The organism is Caldanaerobacter subterraneus subsp. tengcongensis MB4 (genome assembly GCF_000007085.1).
In the GTDB taxonomy this organism is placed as follows: Bacteria; Bacillota; Thermoanaerobacteria; order Thermoanaerobacterales; family Thermoanaerobacteraceae; genus Thermoanaerobacter; species Thermoanaerobacter subterraneus.
The window spans coordinates 483,050-499,431 of the sequence record NC_003869.1 but is presented as its reverse complement, the minus strand read 5'-3'; the positions used below and the strand labels follow the sequence as shown (position 1 = coordinate 499,431).

General features: G+C 38.6%; 16 protein-coding genes and 2 tRNA genes. 5 read left to right on the top strand and 13 right to left on the bottom strand.

The genetic code is table 11. The features are described 5' to 3' along the window. Nucleotides 1–21 precede the first annotated feature (21 nt). Nucleotides 22–97, bottom strand: a tRNA-Val gene (locus TTE_RS02315). Nucleotides 98–101: 4 nt separating this feature from the next. Next, nucleotides 102–177: transfer RNA gene (locus TTE_RS02310), tRNA-Pro, on the bottom strand. Between the two features lie 228 nt (nt 178–405). Between TTE_RS02310 and TTE_RS02305 the strand changes: the two genes are divergently transcribed. After that, a complete protein-coding gene (locus TTE_RS02305) occupies nt 406–2,769 on the top strand; it encodes a phosphodiester glycosidase family protein (RefSeq protein WP_041587274.1) in 2,364 nt (787 codons plus the stop codon). Nucleotides 2,770–2,777: 8 nt separating this feature from the next. On the opposite strand, the gene TTE_RS02300 is transcribed toward TTE_RS02305, so the two are convergent. Beyond that, on the bottom strand, nt 2,778–3,233 hold the full coding sequence (locus tag TTE_RS02300) for a hypothetical protein (protein WP_011024916.1): 456 nt from the start codon (nt 3,231–3,233) through the stop codon (nt 2,778–2,780). Between the two features lie 91 nt (nt 3,234–3,324). On the opposite strand from TTE_RS02300, the gene yyaC reads away from it, so the two are divergent. Continuing rightward, on the top strand, nt 3,325–3,849 hold the full coding sequence (yyaC, locus tag TTE_RS02295) for a spore protease YyaC (protein WP_011024915.1): 525 nt from the start codon (nt 3,325–3,327) through the stop codon (nt 3,847–3,849). On the opposite strand, the gene TTE_RS02290 is transcribed toward yyaC, so the two are convergent. The 5 genes from TTE_RS02290 to TTE_RS02270 form a co-directional block, all read right to left on the bottom strand. Continuing rightward, nucleotides 3,841–5,295, bottom strand: a complete 1,455-nt coding sequence (locus TTE_RS02290; protein WP_011024914.1) for a Gmad2 immunoglobulin-like domain-containing protein — start codon at nt 5,293–5,295, stop codon at nt 3,841–3,843. The genes yyaC and TTE_RS02290 overlap by 9 nt on opposite strands. Before the next feature lie 94 nt (nt 5,296–5,389). Next, nucleotides 5,390–6,796 (bottom strand): sensor histidine kinase, encoded by a 1,407-nt coding sequence (locus TTE_RS02285; RefSeq protein WP_011024913.1) that lies wholly within the window; start codon nt 6,794–6,796, stop codon nt 5,390–5,392. 8 nt (nt 6,797–6,804) lie between these two features. Continuing rightward, nucleotides 6,805–7,482 (bottom strand): response regulator transcription factor, encoded by a 678-nt coding sequence (locus tag TTE_RS02280; protein WP_011024912.1) that lies wholly within the window; start codon nt 7,480–7,482, stop codon nt 6,805–6,807. Nucleotides 7,483–7,536: 54 nt separating this feature from the next. Next, nucleotides 7,537–8,550, bottom strand: a complete 1,014-nt coding sequence (locus tag TTE_RS02275; protein WP_011024911.1) for a LacI family DNA-binding transcriptional regulator — start codon at nt 8,548–8,550, stop codon at nt 7,537–7,539. 310 nt (nt 8,551–8,860) lie between these two features. Then, nucleotides 8,861–9,685, bottom strand: a complete 825-nt coding sequence (locus tag TTE_RS02270) for a Cof-type HAD-IIB family hydrolase (protein ID WP_011024909.1) — start codon at nt 9,683–9,685, stop codon at nt 8,861–8,863. A 220-nt stretch (nt 9,686–9,905) separates the two neighbouring features. On the opposite strand from TTE_RS02270, the gene TTE_RS02265 reads away from it, so the two are divergent. From TTE_RS02265 to TTE_RS02255, 3 genes are read left to right on the top strand one after another with little or no spacing between them, the layout of a single operon-like run. Continuing rightward, on the top strand, nt 9,906–10,580 hold the full coding sequence (locus tag TTE_RS02265) for a YetF domain-containing protein (RefSeq protein WP_009611278.1): 675 nt from the start codon (nt 9,906–9,908) through the stop codon (nt 10,578–10,580). Between the two features lies 1 nt (nt 10,581). Continuing rightward, entirely contained in the window at nt 10,582–10,965 is a 384-nt protein-coding gene (locus tag TTE_RS02260; protein WP_011024908.1) for a DUF4363 family protein, read from the top strand. A gap of 57 nt (nt 10,966–11,022) precedes the next feature. Further along, nucleotides 11,023–11,814, top strand: coding sequence for a tRNA (adenine-N1)-methyltransferase (locus tag TTE_RS02255; RefSeq protein WP_011024907.1), 792 nt, complete (start codon nt 11,023–11,025; stop codon nt 11,812–11,814). A 27-nt stretch (nt 11,815–11,841) separates the two neighbouring features. Here TTE_RS02255 and TTE_RS02250 read toward each other — a convergent pair whose 3' ends face one another. The 5 genes from TTE_RS02250 to TTE_RS02235 all read right to left on the bottom strand — a co-directional run bounded on the left by TTE_RS02250 (nt 11,842) and on the right by TTE_RS02235 (nt 16,382). Then, nucleotides 11,842–13,767: an aconitate hydratase gene (locus tag TTE_RS02250; protein WP_011024906.1), complete on the bottom strand. Its 1,926-nt coding sequence runs from the start codon at nt 13,765–13,767 to the stop codon at nt 11,842–11,844. A gap of 17 nt (nt 13,768–13,784) precedes the next feature. Then, nucleotides 13,785–14,939 (bottom strand): homocitrate synthase, encoded by a 1,155-nt coding sequence (gene nifV, locus TTE_RS02245; RefSeq protein WP_011024905.1) that lies wholly within the window; start codon nt 14,937–14,939, stop codon nt 13,785–13,787. 114 nt (nt 14,940–15,053) lie between these two features. After that, nucleotides 15,054–15,254: a PRD domain-containing protein gene (locus TTE_RS14130; protein ID WP_235619555.1), complete on the bottom strand. Its 201-nt coding sequence runs from the start codon at nt 15,252–15,254 to the stop codon at nt 15,054–15,056. A 38-nt stretch (nt 15,255–15,292) separates the two neighbouring features. Continuing rightward, nucleotides 15,293–15,877, bottom strand: a complete 585-nt coding sequence (locus TTE_RS02240; protein ID WP_226990153.1) for a PRD domain-containing protein — start codon at nt 15,875–15,877, stop codon at nt 15,293–15,295. A gap of 19 nt (nt 15,878–15,896) precedes the next feature. Continuing rightward, nucleotides 15,897–16,382 carry a PTS sugar transporter subunit IIA gene (locus TTE_RS02235; RefSeq protein ID WP_031313884.1) on the bottom strand — a complete coding sequence of 162 codons (486 nt, stop codon included), beginning with the start codon at nt 16,380–16,382 and terminating at the stop codon, nt 15,897–15,899.

The window sequence follows — 16,382 nt, the reverse complement described above, 5'->3', positions numbered from 1 at the left end:
ACGCTTTTATTTAGTTTGAAATGGTGGTCGCGATAGGACTCGAACCTATGACCCCCTGCTTGTAAGGCAGGTGCTCTCCCAGCTGAGCTACACGACCACACTGGTCGGGATGGGGGGACTTGAACCCCCGACCCCATGCTCCCAAAGCACGTGCGCTACCAGCTGCGCTACATCCCGACCGCAGTAGCAAGATAAATTATAATAAAAAAATTGAATTTAAACAACAGGTATAAAACCTTAAAAACAGCCATTTTCCTCGCTTATACTCTTTTATTCTCCCTCTTTTTAAAGAATGCGCCAAATTTAATTAAATCTTAATATTTGTGTAACACGACTGTAATATACCTGTGGTATAATTCACCTGTAGAAGAAAATATATTCAACAAAGGAGGAAGAAAATTGAAAATATTCTCAAGAAAGCTAATTTCTATCCTCATCATACTGCTGGTAATCGCATTTTCAGTGGAAAATGTAAAGGCAGCTTATACTGTCTTAGAATCAAAGGAACAGACACAAATAGTGACTAAAGGAGTCACTCACACAAACCTCCTTTATTTTACCCCTGAAGGATTTATCAATATAAACATTTTAAAAATTGACTTAAAAGACCCTTATCTGGACCTTTCTGTCATTTTTAGCCCCTCCGGCATAAAGGAAAGGATGCCTATAAGAGAAATGGCAAATTCTTATGGAGCTGTAGCAGCCATAAATGGTGACTTCTTTGATACAAAAACGGGATTTGTGATAGGTGCAACAGTCAAAGACGGAAATTTAATAACAGACCCTGCTTCAAACGGTAAAATGGCGACTTTCTATATTGACAAAACAGGCACACCCTATATAGATTACTGGACAAAGAAAATGTCAATAACTTTACCTGATGGAACCACTGTATTCCTCGCTGCGATAAATAAAATAAGCAGTACTTTTCAGTACACGGTAATGTACACAAGAGACTGGTATAGATTTTCTCCTGGTGCTAATGAAAATGTGCCGCAACTTGTAGAGGTAGTAGTAGACCAAAATGATACCGTAATAGAAGTTCGACAGGGACAGCCTTCCACTGAAATACCTGAAGGAGGATATGTTCTGGCTGCATCAGGGGATATAGGCAATCTCCTTCTTAGGCTAAGCCCAGGGGATAAAATTCAGAAGGATATAACTACCAATCCTCCTTTTGAAGATATAAAAATGGCTGTAAGCGGAGGGACAATACTGGTAAAAGGCGGGAAAATATACCCATTCACCCATGAAATAAAAGGATATGCTGCCAGAACAGCTATTGGGTATACAAAAGATAAAAGGTATGTGCTTATGGTGACAGTGGACGGTCCTCCTTACAGAGGAATGACTCAAGAAGAGCTAGCAAGTCTTATGCTTTCATTAGGAGCCTACGATGCTCTAAACCTCGATGGGGGCGGTTCCACTCAGATGGCAGTAAGACCTTTGGGGGAAACAGAAGCTGTACTTTACAATTATTCTCCTAATTCTTATGAAAGAAAAGTGCCCAACGGGGTAGCCGTCTTTAGCACTGCTCCTAAGGGAAATCTATATGGACTTAAATTAGAAGTCGAAGATAATAAAGTGTTTAAAGGATTGCACAGAAGTATAAAGGTAAAAGGATACGATGAAAACTACAACCCTATTCCGGTAGAACTTCATGAGGTCGAATTTTCTGTAACTGGAGTTGAAGGAAGGTTCGAGGGAAATTATTTCATTCCTTTAAGCACAGGTGAAGGCACTATTGTGGCAAGAGTAGGTGAGGTAACCTCAACCATTAAAATTGCCGTTTTAGAAAATCCTGCAGTATTAGAATTTAAGCCTTCTGAGATAGTGTTAGACAAAAACAAAAAAATTGGTATAAAACTTTTTGGAAAAGATGTAAAAGGATATAGAGCTTTAATAGACCCAATTGATATTGAATGGCAAATTTACAATAACGTAGGTACTATAGACAATAACGGAACATTTACATCTGCTAATTTTGACTCAAGTGGTGCAATCGTAGCAAAAGTCCTTGATAAAACTGCGCTGCTTCCTGTTAAAGCAGGAAAAGGGTCGGAGTTTGATTATTCTAACCTAGTCCCTCAGACTGACTTCACTCAATTTGACCCAGACAATAAAGAAGTTGCTGTCAATAATACTTCAGATTCATTTAAATTTATGATTTTTGGAGACACGAAGTACAACACTCTTCTAAAGCTTCAAATCTCCTTAAAAGCCGTAGATACCGCTAATAAGGAATATCCATTGGCAATTTTTGTAGGAGATATAAATGAAAGGGCTCTTGCTAATTTGAAAACAAGGTACATCGCCGTAGGAGATAAATATCAAAGATATGAATACGGAAACTCCACCTTTATAGTATTAAACAATAGAAACGGCACTTTTGTAAAGCCAGATCCAAACCAGTGGACATGGTTTAAAGACCAGCTTAATAACATACAAGGAGACAACCTCTTTATACTTTTGTCTAAACCAATTTGGGGAAATGAGGGCTTGAAGGATAATAAAGAAGCGTCTTTGTTCGAAGAAACATTAAAAGAATTTCACAAAAAAACTGGGAAAAATGTTTGGGTCATATCAAACAGCAGCAAGAAATTTTACACTTCTTTAGAGGAGGGAATAAGGTACGTGGAAACCTATGGAACAAATGTATCGGGCAATAACAACGACATATACAATGATTTTGGATTCGTTTCAGTGATGGTGAACGGAAAAGATATAAAATACCAATTTAAAAGAGTAGTAAATCCCCCTTCAAATTAGAAGGGGGATTAGTACTTATCTACCAGTTCCAATATGTACTTTATTTCTTCAGGCGTCAGCCTTTCTCTTAAAATTGCCAGTATCTTTTCATTCCCTTTTCCATCTATCCCTTTTTCAACTAGCTTTATTATCTCTTCCACCCTATCATTTCCTAACTTTTTTAAAATTTCTTCTACTCTCTCCCTCTGCCCATCATCTAACATTTTTTCAATTTCTGCTATTTTTTCATTGACTTTTAGCCTTTTGTTTTTCTCTCTAATCTCTTTTTTCATGAGTTCTATTTCTTCTTTTTCCCTGTCCTCTTGGGGCACTAAAAATTTAACTTCACTTTGCGATAAAATCCCCGTCTTTTCAGGAATTATGGTATTTTGTTCTTTCAAAGAAGTTTTAAACATAAATATTGTAGTAGCAGCAATTAAAACCGCCACAGAAATTGCTGTCAAAAACTTTTTGTATCCTTTCATCAGAAATACCTCCTAAAGTTTGATAGCCACATTTCTATTATTCCTTTGAAAATTAGTTTTAATTCAGATTATCGGGCAAAGGGGGATCTTAATGGAAGAGCTGAGACTAAGGTATAATGAAGAAAAAGCTTCCTTTCAAATAGCTAATTTTTTAAGCCGTCATCTGCTCCCCGAAACAGTCTTTTTGTGCATTGGAACAGACAGATTTATAACTGACTCCCTGGGCCCTATAGTGGGAAACCTCATCTCTGGGTCCTTACCGCCTATTTACTACGTGTACGGGACCTTGAAAAATCCTGTACACGCTATAAATTTAGAAGAAAATTTAAGGTACATAAAAAAGAAGCATCCTTACAGCAAAATAATTGCTGTGGATGCCTCTTTAGGAGAAGAAGAAAATATAGGCAAAATATCTATAAAGAAATCTCCAATACATCCTGGCAAAGGCGTAGGGAAAATCCTACCTCCGGTCGGAGACCTCTCAATAGTAGGAATAGTAGATAGTTTCCACGCAAAAGATTTAAATTCAATAAGGCTCGGATTTATTTACGAAATTGCAGAAACAATAGCCAATGGAATACTGATTGCTTCATATTCAAAAAGCCTATCATTTTAATCTCAAAGGAATAGATACAAGGTTCTGGATAGACCCATCCTGAGGGCTTATAGAAAATACCTGTAGAAGGCCATTTCTAGGCTCTTTTAAAGGCTTATAGGAAACTATGGCTTCAAAATCTCCCCACGATGGGGCAGAATTACTAGCCTGAACAAAAGTTTCATTCAATACATTGCCGCTGTTGTCAATAAGCCTTATGTTGACTCCGCCTTCAAAAACCCTCGCCTTTCCTATCACTTTAAAAGGACTTGACACCGCTTCATTTCTAGCAGGAGATAATACCTTTATATTAGGTTCATAAGGAATTAAGCTGGGGTCAGAAACTATTATCGCCCTGGCTTCTTTGTCTTTGGTCAGTATTATGCCAAGCTCATCCCCCACTTTAATCCTATTTAAACTTATATCTTTCTCCGCATATTTAACCCCTGAATCAGGGGTATAGCTTACTTTTGCTAAAAAGTGGATTATAGCGTGTGGAAGTACTTTTATCTCTGGTCCCACTTCGTTTTTTAAATCTCGAGCGTCCTGATACTCTCTTTCAATAGTGATTACTCTCGCTTCATAATCTATGGCTTTAACTTTACCGTATATGAAGGTCTCGCCCTTTGTAGGGTCTGTATCTGGAATTGGAGTAAATAAAGGGGTAACTTTGTGTATAAGCCATATATAGTTGCTGCCCTTTCCAAAAGGCTGTATAAGCTCTACTTTGTACACTTTCCCGTCGTGTACAACTTCTGCTACAGCTTTTCCGCTAAATTCCTCTTTCAAAGCTATCTCGTCCTGCTCTCCAAGCCCTATAATTCCACCTTCTTTTCTCAAAACTTGAAGCGGGTCAAATCTCCAAGCTTCTTTGCCAAAATCAGCCCTCTCTTGCAACCTTTTTATTTTCTCCGGATTGTAGTACACATCTCCTACCACCATGATCCTTTTTAATGGTTCTAGACCAATTTTACACTTTCCTACCTGCTCTACTTTGTTTCCCTCTACTAAAATCTGCACACTGTTTACTCCCAGTATATCCGTCAGAGCATTGACCAAAGCTGCCACTCTTAATTTATCAATTTTCTCATCATCGCCTTCCTGCAAAAATTCCTTAGAAAAATTGACAAAAACTGTGCCCTCCTGCATATCAATTGACAAAAGCCTGGTACCTGCTGGAAATATAGGTCTTGAATACTCTTCATTGGGTCCTTTTATGAGTTCCAGCACAACCTGTTTGAGCACATCCGCATCTTTTGGTATGAATCTTTTTTCCATCGTAAGGCTGTTTGATTTGTCATTTAAAAAGTAAAGCGAAACTTCTTTTGTCTGATTTTCTAAAACCTCCTGAGCTAAAGGCTTGGGATTTATGGGAGGATTATCATCTTTTGCGTTTAAATTCCCCATACACCCTCCCATCAGAATGACAGCAAGCAAAACAAAAACAGCTAAAGAAAATTTTTTCACCCTTCCCCACCTCATCTTTTTTGTTTCTAATTCAATAATACCATTTTCCTCTTTTCCAATGATTAAAAAAATATAAAGAAATTATTAAGAAAAATTAATATTCCTTATTCTTCCTTTTGGGCAGCACAATTTTAAAAGTCGTCCCTTCCCCTACCTTGCTTTCAACAGTGACTTTTCCCTCATGCATATCAATAATTTCCTTGGCAATAGCAAGCCCCAAACCAAAGCCCCCGTTCTTTTTAGACCTTGCTGTATCTCCTCTGGCAAAGCGGTCAAAAATCTTGGGAAGCACCTCTTCGCTTATGCCAATTCCATTGTCACTTATCGCAAGGTAGATATTATCTTCATCTTCGTCAAGGCCCACTAATACATTTCCACCTTCATGAGTGTACTTAATGCCATTTTCTACAATATTGTACGCCATCCTATAAAATCTGTCCGGATCTACTTCTGCAAAAACCTTTTCTTTGCCATTGAATGTAAGATTCACATTCTTCGATTCTGCAAGAGGTGCAAGGCTATCTATTACATCAGATATTACTTCTGAAACCTCTACCCTCTTTATTCGAGGCGATTTTATCTTGTCAAGTCGTGCTAATTCCAGCAGATCGTTAACAAGCCTTGTCATTCTGTCTATTTCACCGTTTACATCATGAAGTATTTCTTTATAAAAGGCTATATCCTGACTTCTGCTGTTTATCAAGGATTCTATCAAGGCCTTTACAGAAGCAAGGGGCGTTTTTAATTCATGGGAGGCATCGGACACAAATCTTTTCCTCTCTTCATCTATTTTCATTAAACTGTAGCTCATCTTGTTAAAAGCATTTGCCAGCTTGCCAATTTCATCTTTACTCTTTACATCTACCTTGTAATCAAGCTTACCTTGAGATAAAATATTTGCAGCCTCTGTAAGCCTCTTCAGAGGATTTGTGATGAAAGATGCCACCAAAAGGCTTAAAAAACCTACTAACACCCCAATTCCTGAAAAAGTGTATATCATCCTGTATTTTATAGAATTTAAAAGGTCAATCACATTGTCAATAGAGGAAGAAATCAATATAGCACCTACCACATTGTTTTTTGAAATGACAGGAACAGCTGTGTACATCGCCCACCCTACACCGCTTATGTTGTGAATGCTGGTGGAACTTTTTCCGCTTAGCGCCTCTTTTATATCTGGATACATTTTTATGCTTTTCCCTTCAAACTCTTTAGAAGGGGCAGAATCCACCATCACCCTTCCGTCTATGTTAGTAAAAAGAATGCGGGCGTTTATCTGCTTGGCATATTCAACTATAGTAGGTTCAATGAGATAAGAGGAGGGGGTCCCCACAAAGCGAGACACAAAATTAGACACCATGTTTGCCTGCATCGAATTGTTTATTTTTAAATTGTCCAAATAGCTTTTTTCAATGTAGTTGTAAAGATAAAGTCCTGTGACAGCCAAAGATATTATCATTATCGTCAAATACAAATAAAAAATTTTCCACCGCAAACTCATTTTATCACCTATTTCATGTAATATCCCGCTCCCCATTTGGTAAAAATGTACTGGGGATTAGCAGGGTCATCCTCTAATTTTTCCCTGAGCTTCCTCACATGCACTGTCACTGTGTTCGCATCGCCATAAAAATCAACACCCCATATGAGATCTAAAAGCTTATCCTTTGTGTACACTTTGCCGGGATTAGAAGCTAAAAGCACTAGTATTTCAAACTCCTTATTTGTGAGCTCAATCTTTTTACCTCTTTTGTAAACTGCCCTCTCAGGAATGTTAATATACAAATCTCCCCTTCTTATCTCTTCTTTTTTCTTCACATAGGGATTTGACGCTCTTCTTAAAAGAGCCCTAATTCTTGCAATCAACTCTCGAGTATTGAAAGGCTTTGCTAGATAGTCATCTGCTCCTATTTCTATCCCGACAATTCTATCCACATCGTCTCCCCTTGCAGTAAGCATTATTATTGGAATGTTTGAAAAAGTCCTTATTTCTCTACAAACTGAGAAACCATCCATTTTAGGAAGCATTATATCAAGAATAACCAGGTCGTAATTTCCTATTCTGACCTTTTCAAGCCCCTCCTCCCCATCGTAAGCCGCATCCACTTCAAATCCTTCCTCTTCTAAAGAAAGTTTCAATCCCTTAACAAACATTTCTTCGTCATCTATGATAAGCAATCTCTCCACCAATTTCACCTCCCAAAATCTAGTATATCATAAAGGCGAATAAAAAAAATAGCCTCATCGGCTACTTCCTTCTTTAAATCCCGTAGATTCTCTTACAATCAGCTGATGAGGCAAAATGACATGCATCTCTTCTATTGGCTCTTTGCCCAGAAGCTTTGTCAAAAGTCTCATAGCAACAGCTCCTATGTCATAGGCAGGCTGCAGTATTGTAGTTATAGTAGGCCTGAAAATCGTGGAAATATAGGTATTATCAAAGCCCACCACATGTATGTCATCAGGAACCCTTAAGTTTGAGTCAAATATAGCGTTTATAGCTGCTGCAGCCATGTCATCTGAAGCCGCAAAAACAGCTGTAACTTTGTGCTCGAGAAGTTTAAGCATTGCAAGATATGCCTTCCTCGTCTTAAATTCGCCTTCTACTACGAGCTCAGGGTCATATTTTATGCCGTGTTCTTCCAAAGCCCTTTTATAACCTTCTATTCTTTGAAGACCTGCTATTGGGTCTTGCATTGAACCTGCAATCATTCCTATCTTCTTGTGCCCAAGGGAAATGAGGTATTTCACCGCATCATAGGCGGCTTTTTCATTGTCAATCATTACACTGGGATACCTTTTCTCTTTGTCCTGTGTGCCTGCAAGCACTACCGGCACTTTAAACTCGTTAAAAGCTTGAATTACGCTGTCTCTTACTACATCCCCCATGAATATAATTCCGTCTACCTGCTTTTCTCCCAGAATTTCTATATATTTTATTTCTTTATCTTCTTTCTGGTCGGTGTTGCACAAGAAGATATTATAATTATACATTGCAGCAATGTCCTCTATACCTCTTACCACCTCAGGGTAAAAGGTGCTTGAAATGTCGGGTATGATAAGACCAATAGTGTGAGTTTTTTGAATCTTTAAGCTTCTTGCAAGAGCATTGGGTTTGTAACCCGTCTTTTTTATTGCCTCTAAAACCCTCTGTCTTGTCTCTTCTGTCACAACAGCGCTGTTGTTTAAAACTCTTGAAACTGTAGCAATGGAAACTTTCGCCTCTCTCGCTACATCTTTTATAGTTGCACCCATTCCTATCACTCCCAGGCTTAATCGTTTTCGCTTTATGTTATTTTACTTGTTCTTAGAGATTTTGTCAATAGATTTTTCAATTTTTTTCATTCATTTTCATGAATTTTTTTAAAGACTTCTGATGAAAGATGGAATCTAATTCTACAAAAAGGGGGAGAAAAGAAAACAAACAGTAAAGTGCCCCAATAAAAAGTATAACCAGATAAATAAGTTTTATAACCGTCCCTTCCATATTTTATCACCTGGGAATAAAAAAATATATTACCGCACTGCGGTAATATATCATATTCCCTGTTTTATTTTTTTGTCACTACACAGCTATGGTTTTTCTGTTCAAAAAGAATTTATCTATGACGTGAGCAACGCCATCTTCATCATTTGATAAAGTTGTATAGGAAGCCTTAATCTTTACGATATCCGGGGCATTACCCATTGCAACCCCCAACCCTGCATATTCTATCATAGAAAGATCATTCAAATTGTCGCCAATCGCCACTACCTGTTCCCTTTTTATGTTGTACATATTGGCAAGGGTTTTAAGAGCATTTCCTTTGCTCACACCTTTAGCATTTATCTCTAAATGACCTCCGCCGGAAGATGAAATGGTCAACTTCTTGGATATTTCATCATACACTCTCGCATCTATGGAGACGGGATTTTTTAAGTCATTTAGAGCGTAAATCTTAGCCGTAACACTGCCTGTGTCCATCAAAAACTCCATGAGGTCTCCCACAGGATTTACCTTCACATTGTTGTTAAAAGAAAGGTACCACTCTACTCTATCAGTTATTTCTTCCACATAAAGTTCATCATCAATGTATAAATTTATATGGTATCCATTTTCTTTCAGAAGCTTTATGGCAAACAGGGCATCTTCGGAAGGAATGGGATTGTAATAGTACACTTTTTTGGTGTATATGTCTTTTATAAGAGCGCCGTTATAGGAAATAACAGGAGCATTTATTTTCAACTCTTCAGCATAGGGCAAGATAGAGGAGAACATCCGGCCTGTCGCTATTGTAAAAATGACTCCCCTCGATATCACCTCTCTCACAGCCTCTTTAGTTCGATCAGAAATCGCCGAATTGCTATTTAACAAGCTCCCATCTGCATCACTGACAAGAAGTTTATACATCCCTCTTCAACCCCTATTTTTATTATCCCTCATCTATATTATAACAGCTTGTAAATTTACATTCTATATCATAATTTGTTATAAAACGTTACCACTGAAAATTTTACATTGCGAAAAAAATTTTAACGAATTTTCTTTCCATAAAATGAATTAAATGTAAGTGAATATTTCTGAAAAATGCCATAAATACTATATATGAAAAGGAGGAAAGGGTGAAAACATGCTAATACTTTTTTTCCGCACACTAATCTTATATGCCCTAGTGGTAGTATTTATGAGAATTTCTGGAAAACAGCAAATAGGACAGCTTCAGCCCTATGAACTGGTAGTAGCAATAATGATAGCAGACCTGGTAGCAATACCAATGCAGAACAAGGGAATACCTCTTGTCGCAGGTATTATACCTGTCCTCACTCTTTTAATATCCCAGCTCGTCCTTTCGTACCTCTCAATGAAAAGCCTAAGAGCCAGAGTTATAATCTGCGGCACCCCTACAATTTTAATTGAAAAGGGTAAGATCTTAACTTCACAGCTTCAAAAAGAAAGGTATAATATAAACGACCTGTTAGAAGAGCTTAGAGTGAAAGGCTATCCCAATATAGCAGATGTGGAATATGCTATTTTAGAAACAAACGGGAGTCTGAGTGTCATCCCTAAAAGTGATAAAAGACCTGTTACTCCAAAAGATTTGAATATAACACCTGAGTACGAAGGGTTGCCCCTTCCTATAATAATCGACGGAAGAATTATGCATCAGAATATGCAAAAAGCAGGCATTGACCTTGCATGGCTTGATGAGCAGCTTAAAATTTGGAACATAAAAAGTGTGAAAGAAGTATTATTTGCCTCCCTTGACTCTAACAAAGTGCTGACAGTGTATAAGAAGGAGGGATAAAATGAGATATGTCACCCCTTTAGTGGTTTTCCTCCTAGTTTTTATATTTTTTCTAGACTTTGCATCAATTAAATATTTAGACAGCACTTCTCAGAAAATTGACAGTCTTCTTTCAAAAGTCGAAGATCACATAAAAAGCGGTGATTGGGAAAAAGCGAAGGACTGGGTGGAAAAAGCCGAAAGTGAATGGAAAAAAATAGATAGGAAATGGGCTCTTTTAGTAGAGCACAGGGAAATAGATGAGATTGAAATAAATATGGAGAAATTGAAAAGTTTTGTGGAGTCAAAGAATAGGGACCAGAGCATGGCACAGCTTAAAACTGTAAAAATGCTTCTTAAATACGTGCCTGAAAATGAAAAACCCACTTTTGAAAACATATTTTAAAATTTGTGTTATAATATAGACATGTGTACCCTTTAAAGAAAAAGGGGGAATGAAAGGGTGAAGTCAATACATAATAAGCGCATTATAGTTGGACCTGACAATTTTAAAAAAGTAGTAGATATAACTTCATCTGGCAAAGTAGGACTTCCAAAAGGGCAGGTAGATGTCCAATTTTTAGCTAAGCTTGCGCCCGGCACAAGCTTTGAGATTCAGGGAGAGAAATATTATCTCCTTGAGTGCGACACCTTTGATTACATCATGTACTCTCTAAAAAGGCAGACACAAATTGTATACCCAAAAGAGGGAAGTTACATTGCCATGAGGTTAGACATTTTCCCGGGCAAAAGAGTTGGGGAAGCCGGAACTGGGTCCGGCGCCTTTACCGTTTACTTATCTAGATTGGTAGGTCCTCATGGAAGAGTATATACTTATGAACAAAGAGAGGAATTTTTCAAACTTGCCCGAAAAAATCTTGATGAGTTTTGCGAATACGACAACGTCATTATGTACAATAAATCCATCTCCGATGGAATTGAAGAAAAAGAGTTAGACGCTTTTTTCTTAGACGTTAGAAAACCCTGGGAAGTGCTAGAACAAGTAAGTGGAGCTTTAAAGCTTGGCGGGCATTTAGGAATATTAGTTCCGACCACAAATCAAGTTTCAGAAGCGCTTGTGGCATTAGAAAAAAGCGGATTTTATACCATTGAAGTCAGTGAAATCCTCCTTAGAAAGTACAAAATAAACCCTGAAAGGCTAAGGCCAGAAGACCTCATGATAGGGCACACAGGATATTTAATCTTCGCAAGAAAAATATCAGACAGAGGGGACGGTTCCTCTCATCCGATTTAAAAATAGGCACCTCTTTGGTGAGGTGCCTCAATTTGTTTTATTTTTACTTTTTACATAATTTATCATTCCACCTGCAATGAGGATTTCCCGATTTCTATCAGAAACTTCCAGTCTTACCTCAAAGCTTTTTCCTTTAGTCAAATTCTTTACAATAATGTTTTTTCCACTTCTCACCTGCTCCACTGTATTCTCTATCTTTAGCACATCTCCCATATCAATATCTTCATAGTCCTCTTCTTTTACAAAAGTAAGAGGAAGAATTCCGCTGTTTATGAGGTTTGCCTTGTGTATTCTTGCAAAAGATTTAGCTATAACCGCCTTAACCCCCAAGTAAAGAGGCACCAAAGCTGCATGTTCGCGGCTTGAACCCTGACCATAGTTATGTCCTCCTACAATTATCCCTCCACCCCATTCAACCGCTCTTTTTGAGAAATTTTCGTCTATTATTTCAAAGCAATGTTTCGAAAGCTCTGGTATATTAGACCTCAAAGGAAGAAGTCTAGCATTTGAAGGCATTATGTGGTCTGTTGTAATGTCATCTCCTACCTTTATCAACACCTTCTTTTCTATATCGGAAAGGGGCGTATTCAATGGAAATGGCTTTATATTTGGCCCCTTTATCACTTCTACGTTTTTCCCATCCTCTGGCGGCTTTACAATCATATTGTCATTTACTTCAAATCTCTCAACAAGTGGCACTTGAGGTGGTTCTCCCAGTTCTCTAGGGTCAATAAGATACCCTGTAAGCGCGGCTGCCGCCGCTACTTCCGGACTTACCAAATACACATATGCAGATTTTGTCCCACTTCTCCCATAGAAATTTCTATTAAAAGTTCTCACAGAAACGGCGCCTGTAGCAGGAGCTTGCCCCATTCCTATGCAGGGCCCACAAGCACTTTCAAGTATTCTCGCTCCAGCCGCTATAAGGTCTGCTAAAGCACCGTTTTTCGCAAGCATAGTCAAAACCTGCCTAGAACCTGGTGCAATTACAAGGCTCACATGCTCCGGTATAGTTTTCCCTTTTAAAATAGAAGCGACTTTCATCAAATCCATATAAGAAGAATTGGTGCAGGACCCTATCGCCACCTGATCTACCCTGGGCCTTCCAGCATCTTTCACTTTAACCACATTGTCCGGGCTGTGAGGAAGTGCCACCATGGGCTCCAATTCAGAAAGGTCTATCTCTATGACTTCATCATATTCCGCATCTTCATCCGCACTCAAAGGCACAAATACATCTTCTCTACCCTGAGCTTTTAAAAATTCGTAAGTCCTTTCATCAGAAGGAAAAATGGAGGTAGTCGCCCCCAATTCCGCACCCATATTCGCTATTGTAGTCCTTTCTGGCACTGACAGAGTCTTTACTCCATCCCCCGAATATTCGAAGATTTTACCTATGCCTCCTTTTACAGTAAGTCTTCTTAAAAGCTCTAGTATCACATCTTTCGCCGAAACCCATGGATTCAATTCACCTTTAAGCCTCACATTTACAATAGCAGGCATTATAATTCTATAAGGCTCTCCTGCCATTGCCAAAGCCACATCGAGTCCTCCTGCTCCTATCGCCAACATCCCCAACCCACCAGCAGTGGGCGTATGGCTGTCTGAACCCAAAAGGGTTTTCCCTGGCACTCCAAATCTTTCAAGGTGGACCTGGTGACATATTCCATTTCCCGGCCTTGAAAAGTATATTCCGTACCTTGCAGCGACTGTCTGTAGGTATTTGTGGTCGTCAGCATTTTCCGGTCCCTGCTGCAAAGTATTGTGGTCAACGTAAGAGACAGAAAGCTCTGTCTTTACTCTATCTATTCCCAAAGCCTCCAGCTGAAGATAAGCCATTGTTCCAGTAGAGTCCTGTGTAAGAGTCTGGTCTATTTTTATCGCTATTTCTTCTCCTTTTGCCATTTTCCCTTCCACAAGGTGCGCCAGAAGTATTTTCTGCGTCAAATTCATCCTCTTCACTCCTATTTTTAGATTGCTTTAGCTTTTCCTTTCACAATCACATCTTCATAAAGGTACATTAGCTCCTTATCAAATAAAGGCCTCTTTAATTGAATGGCCATCTTCCTAACATGAGGGAGCAGCAAATTAGCCTCCTCTTCAGTTAAAACTCTCCCGTACTCTTTAAACTTGTTTATTAAAGCCGCAGTGCCAGAATGCTTTCCTATCACTATCTGCCTCTCAAGTCCTACTTCTTGAGGGTCAAACACTTCATAAGTATACGGATTCTTAAGAGCTCCATCCACGTGAATTCCTGACTCATGGGCAAACACGTTTTTACCTACAATAGCCTTAGAAGGAGGAAGTGGTCTACCTGATGCTAAAGCTACATACTCGGATATCTCTCTAAAGCGGCTGGTGTCAATACCTAAATCCATTTTGTACACGTACTTTAACGCCATGACTACCTCTTCTAAAGCCGCATTGCCAGCTCTCTCTCCTAGTCCATTAACTGTAACCCCCACAAATTTAGCCCCAGCCTTAACTCCTGCAAGAGCGTTTGCCGTAGCCATACCAAAATCATTATGGGTATGCATTTCAATCTCAATATCTACTGCATCTTTAATGGCTTTTACCATCTCATAGGTTTTGAAAGGATCCAAAAAACCTACAGTGTCGCAAAATCTCAATCTATCTGCCCCTGCTTGTTTTGCACACCTTGCAAACTCAATCAAAAAATTCATATCAGTCCTGGAGGCATCCTCCGCGTTAACAGAAACATAAACGCCTTCTTTTTTAGCAAATCTCACCGCTTCTGTCATGCTGTCCAATACCCATTGCCTTGTCTTTTTCAACTTGTGCTCTATGTGAATGTCTGATGTAGAAATAGAAATGGCCACTGCATCTACACCGCACTCAAGAGATTCCTGAACATCTTTTACAACCGCTCTGTTCCATGCCATTATACTAGCCTTCAATCCTAATTTTGCAATTTTAGCTACCGTCTCCTTTTCATCTCCTCCCATTGTGGGGATGCCAACTTCCAGCTGGTCTATGCCAATCTCATCTAACATTTGCGCAATTCTGATTTTTTCGTTATTTGCAAATACAACACCTGCAGTTTGCTCACCATCCCTTAAAGTAGTGTCAACAATGTAAACAGGTTTGTCTTTTTTGAAAGCCATATATGATCCCCCTTCAAATACTCTTTTACATCCTATTTTACACAGAAGCTTTATCAAAGTCAATAGCATTTTGCAATTTTTATTATAAAAAATTGCAGCTCCCAAACTATTTTTTTAGTTTGGGAGCAAACGTTGAATATGAATTGCAAGATAACCTTTTTCTTCTTCCGGAACTTTTTTGCCCAGTTCCTTTTCAATTTCATTAGCCACTTCTTCAGCAATCCTATAAGCTTTCTTGAATTTCCTCTTTATTGTGGGAAGAAGTTCATTTGCAACCTCAATCCCTTTGGCTACTCTATCCACAGCAAACCTCAAGTGAGTAACCAGCCTCAGGTAATCCAGAGAATCTCTGTCTATTTTCCTTGAGAGATTTTTTCTATTATTGAAACCAACAAAGAAACCAATCTAGTGTTTTTTAATGTCACAGAAAGTCCTGCATTTTCTACAGCGGCATGGAGGTGCAACGCTATAAAGCCTACCTCATCCTCTGGAAGGTAAATCCCTAACCTTTCTTTTACCATCTCTAAAGCTTTTTCAGCGATAGCAAAGTCTTCCTTATACAAAGCTTTTATTTCGGCTATAAAAGGATTCTTAATGTCTATACCCATGCTTATCCTCTCAATAGCAAAGGCAAGGTGATCAGCTAAAGCGATGTGAACATGTTCGTTTAATTTTTTCCCCTTTATTTTTTCTGCCATCGCAATTATTTCTTCAGAAATACCGACAACATCAGTTCTTACCTTTTCCATCAAGTCAGAAAATTTAATTTTATTTTCTGTGTCTTTCACATAAAACACTTTTTCTACGCTTTCTTCCTTTATTAAATCCCCTTGCCTTTTCCCAAATCCAATTCCCTTTCCGACCAGTATGCACTCAACACCATTTTTGTCATGGGCCATGCACACATTATTATTAAGTACCTTAACTACCCTGTACATCCCCATACCCCTCTTTTTTCTATTTAAGGTACACTCTCATCACTCTGCTTTCTCCCGCTTTCACCTCTTTTGAGTCTTCTACTTTTTCAATTTTATCAACTATATCGCCGTTAGTAATTATAACAGGTGAAGTCAACGGATGTTTTTCCTTTACCTTTTCTATGTCAAAAGTTATTAATTTATCACCTATTTTTACCCTATCTCCTTCTGACACAAAACTTTCAAAACCATCCCCCTTCATCTCTACCGTGTCCATACCTATGTGGATGAGTATCTCCAATCCTTCCTTCGTCCTGATGCCTAGTGCATGTTTTGTAGGGAAAAGCTGTATTACAGTACCGTCAACCGGTGAAACAACCAGTCCTTTTGCTGGTTCTACTGCAATCCCATCTCCTACCATCTTTTGTGCAAAAACAGGATCCGGAACTTCTTCGATTTTTACCAATATCCCATCCATAGGCGAATACACGTCTACGTATTTTTTCCTTTTAAAGAGTCCAAACAT

Excerpts from the sequence above, each read along its gene's own strand:
- TTE_RS02300 (WP_011024916.1), bottom strand. The coding sequence starts at position 3,233 with ATGAAAGGATACAAAAAGTTTTTGACAGCAATTTCTGTGGCGGTTTTA.
- yyaC (WP_011024915.1), top strand. The coding sequence starts at position 3,325 with ATGGAAGAGCTGAGACTAAGGTATAATGAAGAAAAAGCTTCCTTTCAA.
- TTE_RS02285 (WP_011024913.1), bottom strand. The coding sequence starts at position 6,796 with ATGAGTTTGCGGTGGAAAATTTTTTATTTGTATTTGACGATAATGATA.
- TTE_RS02275 (WP_011024911.1), bottom strand. The coding sequence starts at position 8,550 with ATGGGTGCAACTATAAAAGATGTAGCGAGAGAGGCGAAAGTTTCCATT.
- TTE_RS02270 (WP_011024909.1), bottom strand. The coding sequence starts at position 9,685 with ATGTATAAACTTCTTGTCAGTGATGCAGATGGGAGCTTGTTAAATAGC.
- TTE_RS02265 (WP_009611278.1), top strand. The coding sequence starts at position 9,906 with ATGCTAATACTTTTTTTCCGCACACTAATCTTATATGCCCTAGTGGTA.
- TTE_RS02260 (WP_011024908.1), top strand. The coding sequence starts at position 10,582 with ATGAGATATGTCACCCCTTTAGTGGTTTTCCTCCTAGTTTTTATATTT.
- TTE_RS02250 (WP_011024906.1), bottom strand. The coding sequence starts at position 13,767 with ATGAATTTGACGCAGAAAATACTTCTGGCGCACCTTGTGGAAGGGAAA.
- nifV (WP_011024905.1), bottom strand. The coding sequence starts at position 14,939 with ATGGCTTTCAAAAAAGACAAACCTGTTTACATTGTTGACACTACTTTA.
- TTE_RS02240 (WP_226990153.1), bottom strand. The coding sequence starts at position 15,877 with ATGTACAGGGTAGTTAAGGTACTTAATAATAATGTGTGCATGGCCCAT.
- TTE_RS02235 (WP_031313884.1), bottom strand. The coding sequence starts at position 16,382 with ATGTTTGGACTCTTTAAAAGGAAAAAATACGTAGACGTGTATTCGCCT.